15 protein-coding genes are annotated in these 17,918 nt (G+C 40.4%); 8 read left to right on the top strand and 7 right to left on the bottom strand.

Features of this window, described 5'->3' with window-relative positions; genetic code table 11:
• Position 1 precedes the first annotated feature (1 nt).
• Positions 2-1,696, bottom strand: a complete 1,695-nt coding sequence (ilvD, locus tag HMPREF1246_RS09155; protein WP_035224698.1) for a dihydroxy-acid dehydratase — start codon at positions 1,694-1,696, stop codon at positions 2-4.
• Positions 1,697-1,970: 274 nt separating this feature from the next.
• On the opposite strand from ilvD (HMPREF1246_RS09155), the gene HMPREF1246_RS09150 reads away from it, so the two are divergent.
• A complete protein-coding gene (locus tag HMPREF1246_RS09150) occupies positions 1,971-2,747 on the top strand; it encodes an IclR family transcriptional regulator (RefSeq protein ID WP_021737342.1) in 777 nt (258 codons plus the stop codon).
• Between the two features lie 73 nt (positions 2,748-2,820).
• Here HMPREF1246_RS09150 and HMPREF1246_RS09145 read toward each other — a convergent pair whose 3' ends face one another.
• From HMPREF1246_RS09145 to ilvD (HMPREF1246_RS09135), 3 genes are read right to left on the bottom strand one after another with little or no spacing between them, the layout of a single operon-like run.
• On the bottom strand, positions 2,821-3,729 hold the full coding sequence (locus HMPREF1246_RS09145; protein ID WP_021737340.1) for a dihydrodipicolinate synthase family protein: 909 nt from the start codon (positions 3,727-3,729) through the stop codon (positions 2,821-2,823).
• A 13-nt stretch (positions 3,730-3,742) separates the two neighbouring features.
• Complete coding sequence (locus tag HMPREF1246_RS09140; RefSeq protein ID WP_021737290.1) at positions 3,743-5,002, bottom strand: GntP family permease; 1,260 nt, start codon at positions 5,000-5,002, stop codon at positions 3,743-3,745.
• 12 nt (positions 5,003-5,014) lie between these two features.
• Positions 5,015-6,700, bottom strand: a complete 1,686-nt coding sequence (gene ilvD / locus HMPREF1246_RS09135; protein ID WP_021737286.1) for a dihydroxy-acid dehydratase — start codon at positions 6,698-6,700, stop codon at positions 5,015-5,017.
• A 235-nt stretch (positions 6,701-6,935) separates the two neighbouring features.
• Here ilvD (HMPREF1246_RS09135) and HMPREF1246_RS09130 point away from each other — a divergent pair, with 235 nt between their 5' ends.
• The 7 genes from HMPREF1246_RS09130 (at position 6,936) to HMPREF1246_RS09105 (ending at position 13,948) form a co-directional block, all read left to right on the top strand.
• Entirely contained in the window at positions 6,936-7,730 is a 795-nt protein-coding gene (locus HMPREF1246_RS09130) for an IclR family transcriptional regulator (RefSeq protein ID WP_021737283.1), read from the top strand.
• A 55-nt stretch (positions 7,731-7,785) separates the two neighbouring features.
• The gene (locus tag HMPREF1246_RS09125; RefSeq protein WP_021737297.1) at positions 7,786-8,466 is read left to right on the top strand and encodes a GntR family transcriptional regulator; all 681 of its coding nucleotides are present in this window, start codon (positions 7,786-7,788) and stop codon (positions 8,464-8,466) included.
• 402 nt (positions 8,467-8,868) lie between these two features.
• Positions 8,869-9,228, top strand: a complete 360-nt coding sequence (locus HMPREF1246_RS10620; RefSeq protein ID WP_196800436.1) for a hypothetical protein — start codon at positions 8,869-8,871, stop codon at positions 9,226-9,228.
• Positions 9,229-10,242: a sodium:solute symporter family protein gene (locus HMPREF1246_RS09120; protein ID WP_304412277.1), complete on the top strand. Its 1,014-nt coding sequence runs from the start codon at positions 9,229-9,231 to the stop codon at positions 10,240-10,242. It begins immediately after the preceding gene.
• 22 nt (positions 10,243-10,264) lie between these two features.
• Complete coding sequence (gene ggt / locus HMPREF1246_RS09115; RefSeq protein ID WP_021737325.1) at positions 10,265-11,959, top strand: gamma-glutamyltransferase; 1,695 nt, start codon at positions 10,265-10,267, stop codon at positions 11,957-11,959.
• 607 nt (positions 11,960-12,566) lie between these two features.
• Complete coding sequence (locus HMPREF1246_RS09110; RefSeq protein ID WP_021737321.1) at positions 12,567-12,899, top strand: helix-turn-helix domain-containing protein; 333 nt, start codon at positions 12,567-12,569, stop codon at positions 12,897-12,899.
• Positions 12,896-13,948 (top strand): DNA cytosine methyltransferase, encoded by a 1,053-nt coding sequence (locus HMPREF1246_RS09105; protein ID WP_021737316.1) that lies wholly within the window; start codon positions 12,896-12,898, stop codon positions 13,946-13,948. Before HMPREF1246_RS09110 ends, HMPREF1246_RS09105 begins: the two co-directional genes overlap by 4 nt.
• Before the next feature lie 24 nt (positions 13,949-13,972).
• Here the strand turns inward: HMPREF1246_RS09105 and HMPREF1246_RS09100 are convergent, their stop codons facing one another.
• From HMPREF1246_RS09100 to HMPREF1246_RS09090, 3 genes are read right to left on the bottom strand one after another with little or no spacing between them, the layout of a single operon-like run.
• Entirely contained in the window at positions 13,973-14,407 is a 435-nt protein-coding gene (locus HMPREF1246_RS09100) for a very short patch repair endonuclease (RefSeq protein WP_021737319.1), read from the bottom strand.
• 45 nt (positions 14,408-14,452) lie between these two features.
• Positions 14,453-16,303, bottom strand: coding sequence for a Z1 domain-containing protein (locus HMPREF1246_RS09095; RefSeq protein ID WP_021737323.1), 1,851 nt, complete (start codon positions 16,301-16,303; stop codon positions 14,453-14,455).
• 15 nt (positions 16,304-16,318) lie between these two features.
• Positions 16,319-17,464 carry a restriction endonuclease PLD domain-containing protein gene (locus HMPREF1246_RS09090; protein ID WP_021737307.1) on the bottom strand — a complete coding sequence of 382 codons (1,146 nt, stop codon included), beginning with the start codon at positions 17,462-17,464 and terminating at the stop codon, positions 16,319-16,321.
• Positions 17,465-17,918: the final 454 nt, after the last annotated feature.

Below are 17,918 nucleotides of genomic sequence, written 5' to 3'. Positions count from 1 at the left end.
TTTACACCTCTTCATCAGCTATGATTGCGCCTTTATCTGCAGAAGATGCGACTTTGGAATAAAGTCTAAGGTATCCTTTAGGAATGTCTTTATGCGGACGCTTCCAAGAAGCAAAACGTTTCTTAATTTCTTCATCAGAAACATGCAATGTAAGTTTGCCTTCAATAACGTCAATGGAAATTTCATCACCATCTTCAACAATGGCAATAGGACCGCCTTCAGCAGCTTCTGGTGAGATATGTCCTACGAAGCAGCCATTATTCGTGCCTGAGAAACGACCATCTGTAATGAGAGCTGCCTTCTTAGCAAGGCCAACTCCATACATATACTTCATCGCTTTAAACATTTCACGCATACCAGGACCACCCTTAGGGCCCTCATAACGAATTACCACAACATCGCCTTCCTTGATTTTCCCTCCAAGAATGGCCTCCTCTGCCTCTTCTTCGGAGTTGAAGCATTTTGCTTTACCAGTAAAACGATGAAGCTTGGGATCAATTGCACCAGGTTTTGAGATAGCCGTATGAGGCGCCAGGTTTCCTTGCAAGACGGCAATGCCACCAGTTTTAGAGAACGGAGCTTCAACAGTTTTAATAATTTCAGGATTATCAGGGTACTGATAATGGAATCCTTCCAAATTGGCCTTTACAGTTTTTCCAGTGCAGGTAAGGCAAGAGGGATCCAACAAATTGCCTAATCTGGTCATGACTCTAGGAATGCCACCAGCCTTATAGAAGTCTTCCATATCCCATTTAGCAGCAGGATTTACTTTCGCAATCTGAGGTGTAACTTTGTTCAGTTCTCTAAACTCTTCTACAACATTCATATCGAGATCAGCTTCATTAGCAATTGCGGCTAAATGAAGGACTGCATTTGTGGATCCACAAATGGCCATCATAACCTTGATTGCATTCCTCATGGACTCTTTTGTAATAACTTGCCGTGCGTTAATCCCTTTATTAACAAGATCGACAATCTGACGGCCGGCTTTAAAGGATGAGGCAAGTCTTTCACCATATGGAGCAGGAATTAACGCGCTGCCGGGTAGGCTCATACCCAATGCTTCAGACAAGCAGCACATGGAGTTTGCTGTACCAAGGAAAGAACAGGATCCACAACCTGGGCAAGCAGTGTTTTCGAGGCTCTTATATTCATCATTGCTGATTGCACCCGTTGCAACCATGCCCTTAGCTTCATCAATAGAAGTCAGATCCGACTTTCTGCCATCAAATACAATGCCACCAAGCATTGGGCCACCAACACAAACAATAGCAGGAATATCTAGGCGAGCAGCTGCCATCAACATACCAGGAACGATTTTATCACAGGAACACAGGAGAACTATACCATCAAGGCGGTGGGCCTGAACCATAATCTCTACAGAATTAGCAATAATTTCACGAGAAGGAAGAATGAAATTCATTCCAATATGACCTTGTGCGACACCATCGCAACATCCAATAGTTCCAAATTCAACAGCGGTACCGCCGGCACTATAAATTCCTTTTTTCACAAATTCATTTACTTTGTCAAGGTTAAAAGAACCTGGGCAAGCTGTGCTCCAAGAATTAGCAATACCAATCAACGGTTTATGATCCAATTCTTCATCAGCATAACCCATTGCTTTAAATAAGGACCGATAAAACGGTGCATCCTCACCATGCATAATTTCATTACTTCTGTACTTAATTGCCATAATCAATACATCCCCTTTCGTTACACGTGCGTTCTACATTCCCGTTTTTAGTTTTATAATATAGAATGCTGTTCTGCATTTCAAAATATACTCTTTTTTCTTCTTTATGTCAACATATAATTCAGATAATTTTTAATATTGGGGCCTCCCAAATTCCTAGAAAAAAGTATGAAATTATGTTATATTTTCCTTATTAGAATGTGCAAAGCACTCAAATTAATTAACCTATCGATTTCACGGGTATTTTTATTTATACAGATTGGGGATTGAACTCATGCCGACGACTAAGATCATTCAATCAATTGAACGAGCTGCAACAATTCTTGAGTTATTTGATGACAATATTCCTGAGTTGAGTCTAAAGGAAATTTCGCTTAAATCAAATCTAAATAAAAGCACCACTTTTGGTTTGGTCAATACGTTGACAGCTCTCGGGTACCTAGTGCAAAACAAAGATACCCAAAAATATTTTCTAGGACCAAAGATTCTCACCTTAGCTTCTGCCATTAAAATGAATAACGTCTTAATTAGTTTGACTCATCCCTTTTTAGAAGAATTAGCCCAAAAGTATCACGAAACATGTCATTGTGCGATTGATTCTGGCTCTGGGTCTGTTATTTATCTTGATAAGGTCGGGTCTTCGTCCTCATCTATATTAATCACAACTAAAATAGGTATAAAAAATTATATGCATTGCACTGGGATTGGCAAGTGTCTCCTAGCCTATAAATCCGAGAATGAGATCGATCAGCTTTTCAAATTTCCACTTGTTGGAAAAACCTATAACACAATAACGACACGAGAATCTCTCATGAAAGAGTTGACAGTCATTAGAAAGCAAGGGTATGCAATGGATAATGAAGAGATTGAAATTGGCTTATCCTGTGTTGCTGTTCCCGTCTTTCAATCCAAAGATAGTCCAGGTTTTGCCATTAGTGTGGCAGGAGCCACGCCTAGAATCGAAGATAAAGTTGTACATACTGAACTACTGAAAGATTTAAAATCTATTTCAAGCCAACTGTCATATACAATTTTTCATTATAGTTTATAATTTGATTTCATCTCCAATATATAATTAAAAGGAGTTCCTTGAATGCTATCAACATTTAAGGAACTCCTTTTAATTAATTTTTAATAGGTTCCAAATCCAACGATTTCATAAGTTTAATTATTTTCTCTTCTTGCGTTTTTGTTGCTTGTAAAAATGGGACTGTGGAAATATCACTAATTTTAATTCCCCGCAAAACCATGGCTCTTTTAACAATAGGAATAAATGGAGTCCCTATTGAATACAGTTCCATAGCTTTATCAATCTTTTCTTGATAGCTTGCAACTAATTCAAAGTTTTTTTCATTAATGGCCTTTACATAACCACTTAAAACCTCAGGCATAAAATTTGAAAGACCACCAATTGAGCCACAACCACCACTCATAACATTATGAGCAAGAAATTCATCAAAGCCTGAATAGACTTCAAAATTCGGATAATCACTTTTTACCGCTTGAATTAAAGATCTTGTGTGCCCCATTTCAGTAACAGTATCTTTATATCCAATAATATTTTTATGTTTTTTCAATAGATTAAGCACAATATCAGGGCTTAAATCATATCCGTTGCGTTCAGGGAAATTATATAAGAATACGGGACCATGAATCTTACCTACGACGTTGTCATAATAGGACTCAATACTTTCTTTCGTTAGCGCAAAATAATACGGTCCAATGATAACTACACCATCCGCGCCTTTATCTAAAGCGTAGTTAGATAAAGATATTGTATCATCAGCTCTCATGCAGCTAGTGCCAATAAGCAATCTAGTACGACCTTTTACAAAACTAACAGCGGCATCAATCAAATGGCACTTGTCAGAATCATGCATAGAAAAGAATTCTCCAGTACTTCCCATAATAAGAATTCCATCTACACCACCCTCAATGAGAAACTGGTATACATTAATATTGCCCTGAATATCAAGATTTCCTTGTGAATCAAAAACAGTAATAACCGGCGTAATAATTTGTGCCTTATGCAATGTAGGTCCTCCTTTATCCCGCAATCTTTAAAATACCAACAAAAAACACACTTACAAGAACCATAGCAACCCCATTTAACGACTCCCAGAAAATCAACTTCAGACGTTCACTAATTTTCATGCCAATTGTACCTGCACTAACATGGAAAAAAGAGCCATGAGGAAGACCATCAAAAACAAAACTACCACAGTGAGTCATTGCGGCAGCTGCCAATGCGCTTGTACCGCCCGCAACTACGGTAGGTCCAAAAATTTGACTTCCGAGAGTTGTTCCTGCAGTTGAAGATGCAGTTGCTGCCCCCATCAAAGTTCCTGCGATTGGGGCAAGCATGAAACCGGGTAATCCAACGGATTCAATAGCTGCAGTAATTACATCTTTTAGAGCAGAATTTGAAATAATGCCAGCTAGGGTTCCTGTTCCGATTAGTAACATGGCAACGCCACTCATTTTTGCAATTCCGACATCAAAATAGTGTCCAATGTACTTCGCCTTTCTCATTGCTAGCATCCCAGCAATTCCGCCCAAAGGAAGAGCAATTAAAGGGTCGACCGTAACACCAAGGAGAGGTCTAAGCAATAAAAGTGCAATTGTAACCAAAGGTCCTGAAATAGAAGCTGCCAATGTAGGTAATTCCTCATCTACTCCAGCGCTCATTTCTACATTTTCAAAATCGGTACCTTTATTACGCAAATAGTATGCAATAAATCCGGTAGCAATCAAAGCTGTAATGGCTGGGATTATTCCAATTGCCATGACGGAAGTAAGAGGAACATTAAATCCTTCAGAGGCAGCAATAGCATTCGGATTAGGGCTCATTACATTCCCTGCTTTTACACCACCAATCATAGCCATTAAAACCCCAAGTTTTCGATACCCAGATTGCTTAGCCATCAAAATTGCGACTGGTGCAACTGTTATAATAGCAACATCACCAAATACGCCAACAGCAGTTAAAATCCAGGTTGCAAGCATCATTGCAATAAGACTTCTTTTAGTTCCTACTGACGCAATAATAGAGTCAGCAATCCTTTTGGCAGCGCCGCTCTCGATCAAAGTACCCGCTAGTATACCAGCCGTAATAATTCTAATAATAGCGGATACGATCCCTTGGGTACCAACAATCATAAATTTAACTGTATTTGTAAGCCCGGCTCCTCCAACAAGCCCACCAACTACAGCACCTATAATCATGGCATAAGTTGGATTAATCTTACGAAGAATTAAAATTATAGCAATGCAAAGACCAACAATTGCTCCATATGCTGTAATCATGTCAAATTCACCTCATTTTAGCTTATCAAACTTAAGAATTGCACCTTCGGAACCAGATGCAGCAATTTTACAATACAAGCCTAACCAACCTTTCTTGAACTTAGGCTCAGGTCTAACCCATTTCTCAAGTCGATTTTTGATTTCCTCATCACTAACAAGCAAGTTCAGCTTCTTATTATCTACATCAATTTCGATTTTATCTCCATCATGAACGATAGCAATCGGTCCTCCCTCAGCTGCCTCAGGAGAAATATGCCCTACAAAACATCCATTATTGGTTCCGGAAAAACGACCATCCGTAATCAGTGCAGTAGTTAATGCCAAACCTCTTCCATACAAGTATTTCATAGCCTTAAACATTTCGCGCATACCAGGGCCGCCCTTAGGACCTTCATAACGGATAACGACAACATGACCTTCATGTACCTTGCCCGCAAGAATTGCCTCTTCAGCAAGCTCTTCACTATCAAAGCAAATCGCTTCCCCAACAAAATGGTGTAAGCTGGGGTCAAAAGCCCCTGGTTTAGTAATCCCCGTGTCTGGAGCAAGGTTGCCTTTAAGAACAGCAACACCCCCTGTATATCCAAATGGATCCTTCAGCGTATGAATAACATTATGACTATGAGGGAACATAAATTTATGATTATCGATAGTTTCCCCTAATGTCATACCGGTTACTGTCATGACATTGGTAGCAAGTATACTTTTCATTTCTTTCATCATGCGGTAAACGCCACCATCATGATAAAAATCCGTCATATTGTATTTTGAAGCAGGATTGATCTTAGCAACCTGTGGCGTTGTATCACTCAAAGAATCAAACTCTTGAAGGACATTGATTGATAGCTCAGCTTCATGTGCGATTGCAGTAAGGTGCATGACTGCGTTCGTAGATCCACTCATAGCAAGACAAACCTTGATAGCATTACGCATACTATCATTAGTAATAATTTTACGAGCAGTAATCTGACGTTCGACAAGTTCCATAATCTTGATGCCCGTTGCTTCAGCGACACTAAACCGCATGGCAGATGTAGCAGGAATGATTCCTCCATCAGGAAGGCACATGCCAAGGGCTTCTGAAAGAGAGCACATCGTATTAGCTGTTCCCAGATAAGAACAAGATCCGCAAGAAGGACAAGATAAATCTTCAAGGACCTTATACTCATCTTCAGTAATTTTACCTGCTGAAAGCATCCCAAGGGCCTCAGCACTGGAAGTCTGATCAGACTGCCGTCCATCAAACTGAACCCCGCCTTCCATCGGTCCACCAGGAAGGAAAATACAAGGAATGTCCAAGCGTGCAGCAGCCATAAGCATCCCTGGAACAATTTTGTCACAAGATCCAAGTAATACTAACCCATCAAACAAATTAATCTGTGCCATTGATTCAATCGAGTTAGCAATCAATTCTCTAGAAGGAAGAATATAATGCATTCCATCATGGCCCTGTCCCATGCCATCACAGCCACCAATCACTCCAAATTCGACAGGAGTACCACCAGCCTGATAAATACCATCCTTTACTCTTTGAGCAACCTGCCGGAGATTGTAATGTCCTGGTACACACTCACTCCAAGCATTGGCAATGCCAATAATGGGTTTCTTCAAATCATTTGTTGAAAAACCCATAGATTTCATTGTTGCACGATAGTACTGGTTGTTGATTCCACTCAAGATTTTTGAACTTCTTTCCATTTTGACCCTCTCCTTTTTGTTCGTAAATACGAATATAATTCGTTATTACGAACTTTCTTACGCGCATAATAGCATGTCATTTTATTTTTTACAAGAATTTTCATATTTTTAACATCAAATTAAAAATTGTTGATTCACTTTATCATTTGACAGATTAACCTTTCTATATGAAAATAAAAGCATAGAAATATCCATGAATTATGGTCTTTTTGTTTGTAAAAGGAGCTTTGCAATTATGAAAGACTTTCTTCCTCATAAGCCAACTGAGCGTGTTCTTGATATACTTGAGTTGCTTTCACAAAATCATGATGGTTTGCCTTTATCTAAAATCGCATCTCTATTATCAATTCCAAAGGGAACATTATCCCCTATTATTCACACTCTTAATAAAAGAAATTTTCTCTCATATAACTCTGACGCAGGCACATATTCAATTTCACTACATGCATATCTCGTAGGCGAAACATTTGCTTCACAAAAATCCGCATTTCAATATGTTCATGAACAAATGTCTGCTATCGTCAATAGAATTGATGAAATATGCCAATTAGGAATCTTGGATCAAGGAAATGTCTTATATATTTCAAAAGTTGATTCCAAAGAACCTATCCGGCTTTTATCGTACGTAGGGAAGAAATTGCCTGCTTATGCTACGGCATTAGGTAAAGCATTGATTTCACCACTTAATGAATCTGATCTCCGGCAATTGTATCCTATGGGGCTACATCCTCTTACACCCTATACCATCACTGATTTTCACGTTCTAGCTCAAGAATTAGACACTATTAAAACTTCAAGTATTGCACACGAAAAAGAAGAGAGCATGGCTCACTTAGAATGCTTTGCCGTTCCTCTCTTTTCAGGGGCTGAATTAATTGCGTCTATAAGTGTTAGCGTGCCCATGTTTAGATTATCAAATGATAAGTCTGAAACTATAAAGCAGACTCTTCTTTCCTCAAAACAGGCTATTGAAAGTTACTTTGCCTCTCAAAGCATTTCAAAAAAAACATTTCTTTCTCAATCCAGTTAATTTCTTCTTCATCAGTTTATTTTTTCTGCGGTTTACTTCAAAAGGATGTGGTTATATGATTTCCAATAGTTACAATTCAAAACACAAGAGCACCTTGTCCCTTAAAGAGCAAGCCTACAAAAAGCTAAAAGAAGCCATCCTATTTAACCATTTTCGAACTGGAGCTATTTATTCACAAGAAAATATTCGGCAAGATTTGGGAATTGGATTAACACCATTAAGAGAAGCCTTATTAGAATTACAAAATGAGGGGTACGTTTCATACTGTCGGGGTCGGGGCGTACTCATTAAACCAGTATCAAAAGAAGAAGCAGAAAACATTCTCAATGCTCGAATTTGGATTGAGGGACTCACTGCCTCAATTGCAGCTAAAGAGGCCTCTTCTGAAGATATTGTTTCCATGAAAAATTGGATAATAAAACTTGAAGAAGCCTTGCCTTCTCAAGATCCACAATATCTTTATCGACTTGATCATGGATTTCATAAAGCAGTAGCTCAAAGTACCCATAATCCTTTTATTTCAACTTTTTGCAGTAATATTCTTGACCATTACCTTCGTTTTGAAGTTAAATCTGTGTACAGCAACTCAATTGATAGCCATAAAGTTTTTAATGAACATAATGATATTTTTAATGCCATAGAATCTCATAATAGCAATAAAGCAAAGAATATGATGATTAAACATTTGAATAAATCTTTCAAAAGAACGTTATCACAATACTGGCATAATATATAAATGCTGCTTTAGGAAAAGAGCTGCAAAGAAATGAAGATCTCATTTTTTTGCAGCTCTTTTTTTACCATTTTCTTTTCGCAACAAACAATAAAATATGGAATACCACCCCACCCGAATTTTCCCCTCATATATCACGGAAAGAATAAATATTTTTTCTCGTATTTTATTACAAAAGTAATATATTACTTTTGTAATAATCTTGTTTGTAAATAAATTTATTTTTTGTTTGACACTCCGAAAAATATAAATTATTCTTTAGGAAATAGACGGATTGTAATATATTTCTTTTTTGTTTTTATGACAACTTTATTAAAACTAAATATATTATATCTGATTTTTACGCCTAAGTTTCTATACCGAGATAGGAACGAGGTCGTAACAACATAAAAAGGAGTGATACAAATGTTAGTTGCCGTTTGGATCATAACTTTCTGTCTCATTATTGGGATAGGGGTTTATGCCGGAACAAAGATCACCTCTTCGAACCAATGGTCCGGTGGTGATAAGACACTCAGTGCTCTATCACTAGGCTGTGTATTTGCTGCCTGGCAAGTTGGTGGTATGGCCATTGTAGGAGCGGCTCAAAATGGCTACAATCTTGGAATTGCCGGCTCATGGTATTCTATCGCAGGATCATTTTACTTTATATTTTTAGCATTATTTGCAAAAACGATTCGAAAAAACATGCCAGGGCAATCGGTTCCTGAGTACTTACAGGCAAAATTTGATATTAGAACAACCAGATTATACTCTTATGCCTAGATTGTTTATGGTTTTTTGTACATTCCGATTCAGCTAAAAACCGTTTCCAGTATCATTCAAATAGTTTTACCTGGATTGAACTTGAGTATTGCAATGTTTATCGGCGTAACGATTGCCGTTATCTATACCAGTTTCTCTGGTATGAGGGGTGCCTCTGCCGTTGGTCGAGTCGTTTGCATCGGGATCTATATTTTATTAATTGCATTCGTTGCCATTAACCTACCAAAAGTTGGCGGATACAATGGATTAATTGACAAACTCCCCGCAGAGTACAATGATGTGTTTAATATGCCACTCCATCGTATTATTGCTTGGATTTTGGGTGGATGCATAAGCACGGCTGTCATGCAATCTGTACTCCAACCCCTATTATCAGCAAAAGATCCTGAAGCTGCTACAAAAGGTTCAATTTTAGGTTACGTTATTGCCGCACCAATTTGCATCTTGACTGCATTGTGTGGAATGATGTCAAAGGCCTCCGGTGCAAATCTTGGAAACGGAACTACTGCATTTGCATATGCGATTAAAACCTTCTCTTCACCTTTATTCGCAGGCATTGTGTTTGCCTTTGCAACGATGATTATTGCTGCAACAATGGCTACTATGATGCTTGCTACAGGTACAATCATCACAAATGTCTACAAAACAGAAATCAATCCCAATGCAACAGATAAACAAGTTTTAAAGATTTCAAAGCTCATCACCTTTGTATTTGCTTTCCTAACACTTATTCCGGCAAACTTGATTCCCAGCAATTCACTTACAAATCTCTTTTTAACATTGCAGCATGTTGCCGCTGCACCGGTAAGTTTCTCCATTCTCGCTGGGTTAATGTGGAAAAAAGCCACCAAGCAAGGTGCCTTTTGGAGTATGCTTTGTGGAATGATAGTAGGAATCAGTTGGATGCTTCTTGGATTAACAGATAAGTTAGAAGCAGTTTATCCGGTGGTATTAGTAACCTATTCAGTCGGCATTATCGTTTCTCTAATGACTTATAAGAAGGTGAGAGTATGAATAAAGAAAAAAAGCAATCTATATGTGGCCTTCATGTTGGAGAAAACCAGTAGCACATGGAGATTGTGGAGCCATTAGCAACAATAACATTTATGCAACACGTGCTGGGCTATCTATTCTAGCTAAAGGTGGGAATGCTTTTGATGCCGCAGTTGCAGTTTCCCTAACCCTTTCTGTTGTAGAACCGCATCACTCCGGAATCGGAGGTGGATGTTTTTCACTTCTTTATTCTGCAAAGAATAATGAAGTAATTGCGCTCGATGGTAGAGGGATTGCCCCCCAAAAAGCGACTTCAGATCTTTTCATAAAAGATGGCGAAGTGCAGGATGACTGGAAAGATCTTGGTGGACAATCAGTTGTATTACCTGGATTACTTAGGACATTGGATACAATTCTAAAGAAATATGGAACAATGTCCCTTGAGCAAGTATGTGAACCAGCAATAACTTGTGCTCTTGAAGGATTTGGTACGAGTTATACAGGTTCCCTTACGATGTATGACGACTCAGTGGAACGAAAGCTGAAGCTTTCCGAACCATTTCGTAGACTATATTTAAAAAGAGATGGGAGCTTTTATAAATTTGGAGAAGTACAGAAAAATCCCGAATTAGGAACATTATTAAAAAAAATTGCTACCACAGGCGTCGATTATTTTTATACTGGAGATATTGCTAAGAAAATGGTCGACGTAATCAATGAACGCGGGGGGTGCTTTACACTCCAAGATTTAGAAAAATATGAGCCCAAAATAAGGACTACTGTAAAAACTTCTTACCACAATTACGATATAGTATCCTTTGGACCTCCTAGTGGTGGATGTGCCGTTATTGAAATGCTCAATATCCTTGAAAACAAGGATATTCGTAAAACAGGTCATAATACCGCCAAAACTCTGCATACACTTGCTGAAGCAATGAAATTAGGCTTTTCTGATCGTAGTGTAGCCCTAGCAGACCCTGATTTTGTAGATATTGATACCGATTATTTGACAAGTAAAGAATTTGCTGCCCAAAGAGCTGCATTAATAACAGATTCTGCAAATGAATATAAGAGTGCTGAAAGTATTACGCCCAAAGAATATCCTGGAAATACCTCTCATTTTGTCGTAATGGATAAGTATGGTAACGCATTTTCTCAGACTCAGACTGTTAGAGATTGGTTTGGTAGCGGCATTGTTGTAGACGGTTTTGGATTTGTTCTTAATAATGCAATGTCAGACTTTTCGGCAGCTGTTGGCGCCCTCACTAGTCAAGGTCTTACATATGGGATGGCAAATGCTATTGAAGGTGGCAAAACACCGCTTTCAAGCATGTCTCCAACACTGGCCTTCAAAGATGGTAAACCGATACTTGCCATTGGTGCTGCAGGTGGTCCCAGAATTATAACGGGAATTGTTCAAGGCATTGTTAATGCCATCGATTATCACATGTCCCCTGAAACACTGGTCAACATGCCCTATGTCAACTGTTTGACAAAAGCACAAGGGTTGGAAGTTGAATGTGGCATTTCTGAAGATACTCTAGATTTGTTACGGAACATGGGACACTCTATTGTAAAAGTGCCTATCGATCAAGCAATGAGTACGATGCTTAACAGTGTTATGAGAATTGACAATGAATATTTTGCAGCCGGAACAAAGCGAGTTGATGGATGTGGTGGCGCTTTAACTAGTAGTAATCACATAATTCTCGAAGGCATTTGTCAGGAAGATATCTAAATATTCATCAGCCACACAACAATGTGACGAATCTTTAAAAAGGCAGAGAAGCAATAATTGAGTAGGAGAGGGGATTCCTAAATGAAATCCCGCTCTCTCACGTACTGTTCGGTACACAGCAGTTTCCTAGTTTTTACAAACTTGCTTGTAATAGCCCGTCATGGTTATATAGCCATGACGGGCTGTTTCTTTGTTAGTAAGGATCAAGTTCAGCATAAAGGCCACTCTTCATGGTTCTTTTCGGCAATTCGCCATGCACTTTCCGCTCCAGAATTGCATGAAACCTTATCATCTGGTATCTCGTTCATAGTGTCTTCCAATGTTTTCAAAAATTTCCTTCATTCAAATCACTTGTTGAACTAAGATAAGTTCTCAAGGCTTCGTCTTCTAGCAATTGGGGCTTTTCTAGAAGGGAAAAAAGTATGAACAAATTGTATGTGAATAATCTTTAATTATTGAAAGTAATTCAAGATTGCTAATGAATTCGCATTCTCCTATATTTTCCAAGACGAAACGAAAACGCACAATCGCTGCAAAATCGCAGCAATAAGTCAATATTATTGACACAGTGCAGCATTGCTGCTATTATAATCATGTGAGGTGCAATATGAATAATTTGGGAAAACGCTTAAAAGAGCGCCGAGAGCAATTAAAATATTCACTGAAAGAAGTGTCTGTAAAAACGGGGATTACCGATTCCCGACTTTGCAGAATAGAAAATGGTCAGTACCCCTGTCAGGCAGGCGACCTAAAACAGCTCGGAACGCTGTATAACCTTCCTGTAATTTCGCTCTTTTTGGATGCCGGTTTTTTGGATAAGAAGGACATTGAAATCTATCAGCATGTATTTTCCGATGTATCTGAATTAGACGACGAAGAAAGAGAACATATCCAGTGGCTGATCAGTCACCTCGCTAAGAAGAAAGGAACAGGCAAATGATTTATAGATTGGGAGAATTGTTCTGCGGACCCGGCGGTATTGCCTGGGGCGCAACGCACGCTGATATTGGAAATCCAGATTTTTGCATTGTTCATCAATGGGCCAACGATTATGATGAAAGCACGTGCGACACGTACAGACGGAATATCTGTCCTGATAAACCGGGAACCGTTTACCATGCAGATATCCGCAAATTTGATATGACCCAACTTGCTCCTATTGACGCGTTAGCTTTTGGCTTTCCCTGCAACGACTACAGTGTCGTAGGCGAGCAAAAGGGCATGGACGGCATCTTTGGTCCTTTATATTCATATGGCGTCAAAGCACTGAAACTCTTCAAACCGCAGTGGTTTTTGGCTGAAAATGTAGGCGGTCTAAGAAATGCCAATGAAGGAAAGGCCTTCACAAAAATTTTGGCAGAACTCCGCGAAGCTGGCTATACTCTGACGCCAAACCTCTACAAATTTGAAGATTACGGTATTCCGCAAGCAAGACATAGAGTGATTATCGTAGGGATTCGGAATGATCTTGACGTAACGTACCATGTTCCCTCTCCTGCGCCTTATGCAAACGTTGATAACACGTGCCGTACAGCTATTGAAAACCCGCCTATTCCGAAAGATGCGCCCAACAATGAGCTTACAAAACAATCCGCTACGGTCGTAAAGAGACTGGGATATATCAAACCGGGAGAAAACGCCTTCACAGCAAACCTTCCGCCGGAACTGAAGCTCAATATCAAAGGGGCAAGAATCAGTCAGATCTATAAACGGCTCGACCCCACCAAGCCTTCTTATACAGTAACGGGAAGCGGTGGTGGCGGAACCCATATTTATCATTGGTCGGAACCCAGAGCCCTCACCAACCGGGAACGCGCCCGTCTGCAGACCTTTCCTGATACCTATGTGTTTGAAGGCAGCAAGGAGAATGTCCGCAAACAAATTGGAATGGCAGTCCCCTGCCGCGGCGCCAAAATAATTTTCGAAGCTATCCTGAAATCCTTTGCCGGAATTGAATATAAATTTGAAAAGCCCAATATTGATGAATAAAAGAAAAAATCCTGGAAACAGAACTCATTTGGTTCTATTTTCAGGATTTTTTACGATTTTCTCATAGAGATTCTGCAAATTCGTTAGTGCATTTTTTCGTTTCAGCTGGCATTCCCAGATGACAAGAACCTGCCAGCCCAACTCCTCAAGAGCCTGTTGGTCTTCCTTATCCCGTTCAACATTGCGGTCGATCTTCTTATGCCAATATTCCTCATTAGTCGATGGCCAGACAAATCTCCCACAGTCGTGATGATGCCAAAAACAGCCATTTACGAAAATCACTGTTCTATACTTTTTCAAAACGATGTCAGGACAGCCAGGCAGCTTCCTGACATTTTTTCGATATCGGAGTCCCTGAGAAAATAAATATTTTCTAACCGTTTCTTCAGGCTTTGAATTTGTACTCCGTATATGCGACATATTCATACTGCGCTGTTTTTTCGTATGATTATCCGCCATATTCCAATCGCTTTCTTTCGCGGCCTTATCGCTCCAATGCGTTCATTAGGATTCATCAACTAAATCATAATATATAGCCCCGTCAGGGAGCTTGATATTCGGGACCCATAAAGGCTTTCCGTGCCAGCCTTTTGTTCCCGTTACTTGATACATAGTAAGAACAACCCGATCCGTAAAGGATTTCCCGATTTGCCAGTCATTCGGGGAAAGCAGGGCACCAGTTCCCTGTGCCACATCTCTATTTCGTCTGACAAGCAGGATTCCCTGCGCTGCCGGACGCTCTGCAAGGAGTGTATTAAGAACAGACTGGAATGCCTTCATATGAAAATCAGGGCTGGGAATGATATGGGAAAGAACGGCCTTCATGATTCGCAGGCTGACCTGATAATAAGGTTCCTTCTCCGAAAAATTTTTGAGAAGATCCGAAATAGCGTCTATATCATCATTATCCGGATGGAAAGGATAATAATTGGTTCCACCCGTAACAGTTAGGACGTGATCATTATCAAGAACATTCTTCCTTGTTGGCATCAGCCCATCAGGATAATAGATTTTGATGTCATCAATACCCTTTTCCACCTGAGCAATGATCGAGTTATTCGTCGCATTGATATCGGCAAACAGTTTGTACAAATGCTCATCCATATAAACCATCATCATCCCCGCATCCCGGTCATATCCGAACATACGACTGTGCTGCCACATTGTATCGGCCTGTGGCTTTTTGCTGGTCCGCGTGTAATAAATCGTTTGCAAAGCTGGGAAAGTAACACCGCGTCCAAGCGTATTCCCGCCGATAATAAAATTACAGCCTTCAGAGTAGTCGCTGCTTTCACATTCTGATCTGCCGTTCATAATGAGGACCTTGATTTTCTCTGGATCGTTCAGGAGTTCCGATGCAAAGACAAAGAGTTCCTCAAGGGGCTTTTTCTCAGATTTTGCCGGAGAAAAAGTGCTCCAGGCTTTTTCGAAATAGGCCTTAAATCCGTTATTCAAATGACTGCTGCACCATTCCAGTTCCTTCTTTACCTCTTCTTTAAAATCTTCATGGACAGAAATTCTCACGCTTGGATGAAAGAGACAATTGCAGACAGTTCCGCCGGAAGAGAGCATCTGGGCAGATACGGCCAAATGTCTAACAACAACTTCGCGCAGAGGGTTTTCCAGTGTATCGATGAAGGCAACGTGTTCCGGATTCCCCGTTCCCGGGAAAAAGAAATCACCGCCTAAATAGGCACTTCCAGGCTTGAAGTAATAGATAAAGTAAGGATGCCAGCCAGATTCCATGGTCTGAAGCAAAATGGACTGAGGCGTTCCCGTGACCTGCAGATAGATACTGCTCGAGGAATCATTCTTGATTTTATCAAGATACTTGTTGATGGAAGACTGTTCTCCCTGATTCACCATGGTATTGAGGGATGCCGCATCGGCTTCATCATCGATTACAAAAAGCGGATTGCCCTTCATGAAGCCCGTCGCGCCCAGTATATTGGACCACAGTTTCAATACACGAGCATTCTTCTTTAAGACGATGACAGTAGGTTTGACCAGATTATTTTCGGCAAACAGAGCCGCATCATTTTCCCCACATACACAAAAACCGACAAGGTCGGCTTTTACTCTGTCCAAGGTCTGCTGCTGCAGTACGACGTTATCTGTCGTCAGCAGTACAAAGACAGGAAATCCAAGATCTGCGGCTTTGCACATAATGCCAAACATTTGGCCCGTCTTACCGGATTGGATATTGCCTAGGAGCAGTCCGATCTTGTGTTCCGTAAAAGAAAAGGTCTTTAAATACTTGTTCCCTACATTTTCGGCAGTCTCTTTCACAGACTCAGCTAATTTAAGATTGCCGCGGTCAATTATATTTTGTAAATAAGCATCTAAATACGGCATAATAACACCTCGACATTATTGTTTATCACTCGTGAAAGCAAGCGTCCAGACATCCAGCATATTCCCATCTTCATCAGCGGCCTGCTTGTCCGTTTTCTGGAAGAGGAGCCGGTCACAGCCATATTCAGCCAGCATTTCTTCGGTAATCATCCCCAGCCTCTGTTCATCTTTAGACGTATCGTTCACAGGCGCAACCAAACCAGCAGCTGCGAGTCTACCCTTCAGCCACCGTCCCATAATAAGCTCATCACCAACAGCACTAAACTGCTTGTTGTTGTCACTTGTCGTATGACCCTTGAACCAATACCCATCATCAGTAACGATGAAAAAAGGCTGATTTTTCTGTGGATAGCCTTCAAGATGGTAAATATCTGCACCAACGGTCAGCTGTGTTTCAAACCAATCACGGGCTTTTCTTTTGTTCCTCGGTGCCGCATAGCAAACATTGATGTTTGACTTCGTATAATGCTTGCCATCATCAAGAAATCTTTCAGCCGCTTTAGGAACTTTGAGTTTGAGATAAAAAGAAATCTTGCTGTCCCGGTTTTGGTAATATTCCACCATATTAGGAGCCAACGGTTCCACAAGTTCAACCTGATTCAAAGAATTATTGTGTTCCCGAATAATCGGCATATCCTTGATTTCATCAATATTTTGGGAACAGCGAGATTCGGCAAGCGTCTCCACATGCCTTGCAATTTCAGCCAGTGCTGCTCTATCTTCAATCAAAACAGAAAGCTCATACTGTCTGCGATTGCCCGCTTCCAATTTCATGACGCCCAAGTTGGCTGATCCGACGACAGCTGAAAATGGCTGCCCATTTTGATAAAAACAGTAAACTTTACCATGATATTTAAAAGGAAGAACGGCCTTTACGGACCCAATTTTTCCAGCAGCCCATTTCTGGTGAAGTTTGACTGCCCTTCGATAGGCTCTTTCATTCATGCCTTCTGTATAATACATTCCCATAACCAAAGAAATCCGCTTGATGCTACAGGATTCCACCATCTGATCAAGCTCATCCAAGGATGCAGCGGAAACATACCCCACTGCAATCCGAACTTCATCAGCCAGTTCCATTTGATGTTTAATTGTTTCCGCAATAGTTTGCTGTCCATCCTTGAGGCCAAGCGGCAGGATATCAGAATATAGAACATCCATAACGATTCTCCTTGCTGTGTCTTTTCATGAAAATTCACGGTCCATGCGCTCTGTATGATATCCCTAGTATAGCATATAAGGTGTAGGAAAAATAAAAAGTATTTCTTCATGTATGGATCAACATTTTCTCGGGAGACCCATATAAGATTGTGTTGCAGCCTAAATAAATACGGAAAATGGAGCTTAAGTGACCTATGGCATGGCTGTACTGCTGGCCGTATACGCACCAATTCCCCTGTTTCTAATTCCTACATGTGGAACCATGGGAGATTTCTTCAGCGCGCTCCTCAAGGCTTTTCGCAGCTCCGCGCTCTTCGGGGCTTCTACGGGCTTGAACTTGCTGGACAGTGCTGCTTCCAGCTCTTCATTTTGCAGGCCCGCAAGGACCTTGGCTATGGCTAAGCAGCCTTCTTTCCCCCAGCGACGGCCTTGCTTTTTCCTTCGGTAGGAATAC

The organism is Acidaminococcus sp. BV3L6, from assembly GCF_000468835.1.
GTDB lineage: Bacteria > Bacillota > Negativicutes > Acidaminococcales > Acidaminococcaceae > Acidaminococcus > Acidaminococcus intestini.
Note: the sequence above shows the minus strand (reverse complement) of the source record. Positions and strands in the feature narration are given on the sequence as shown.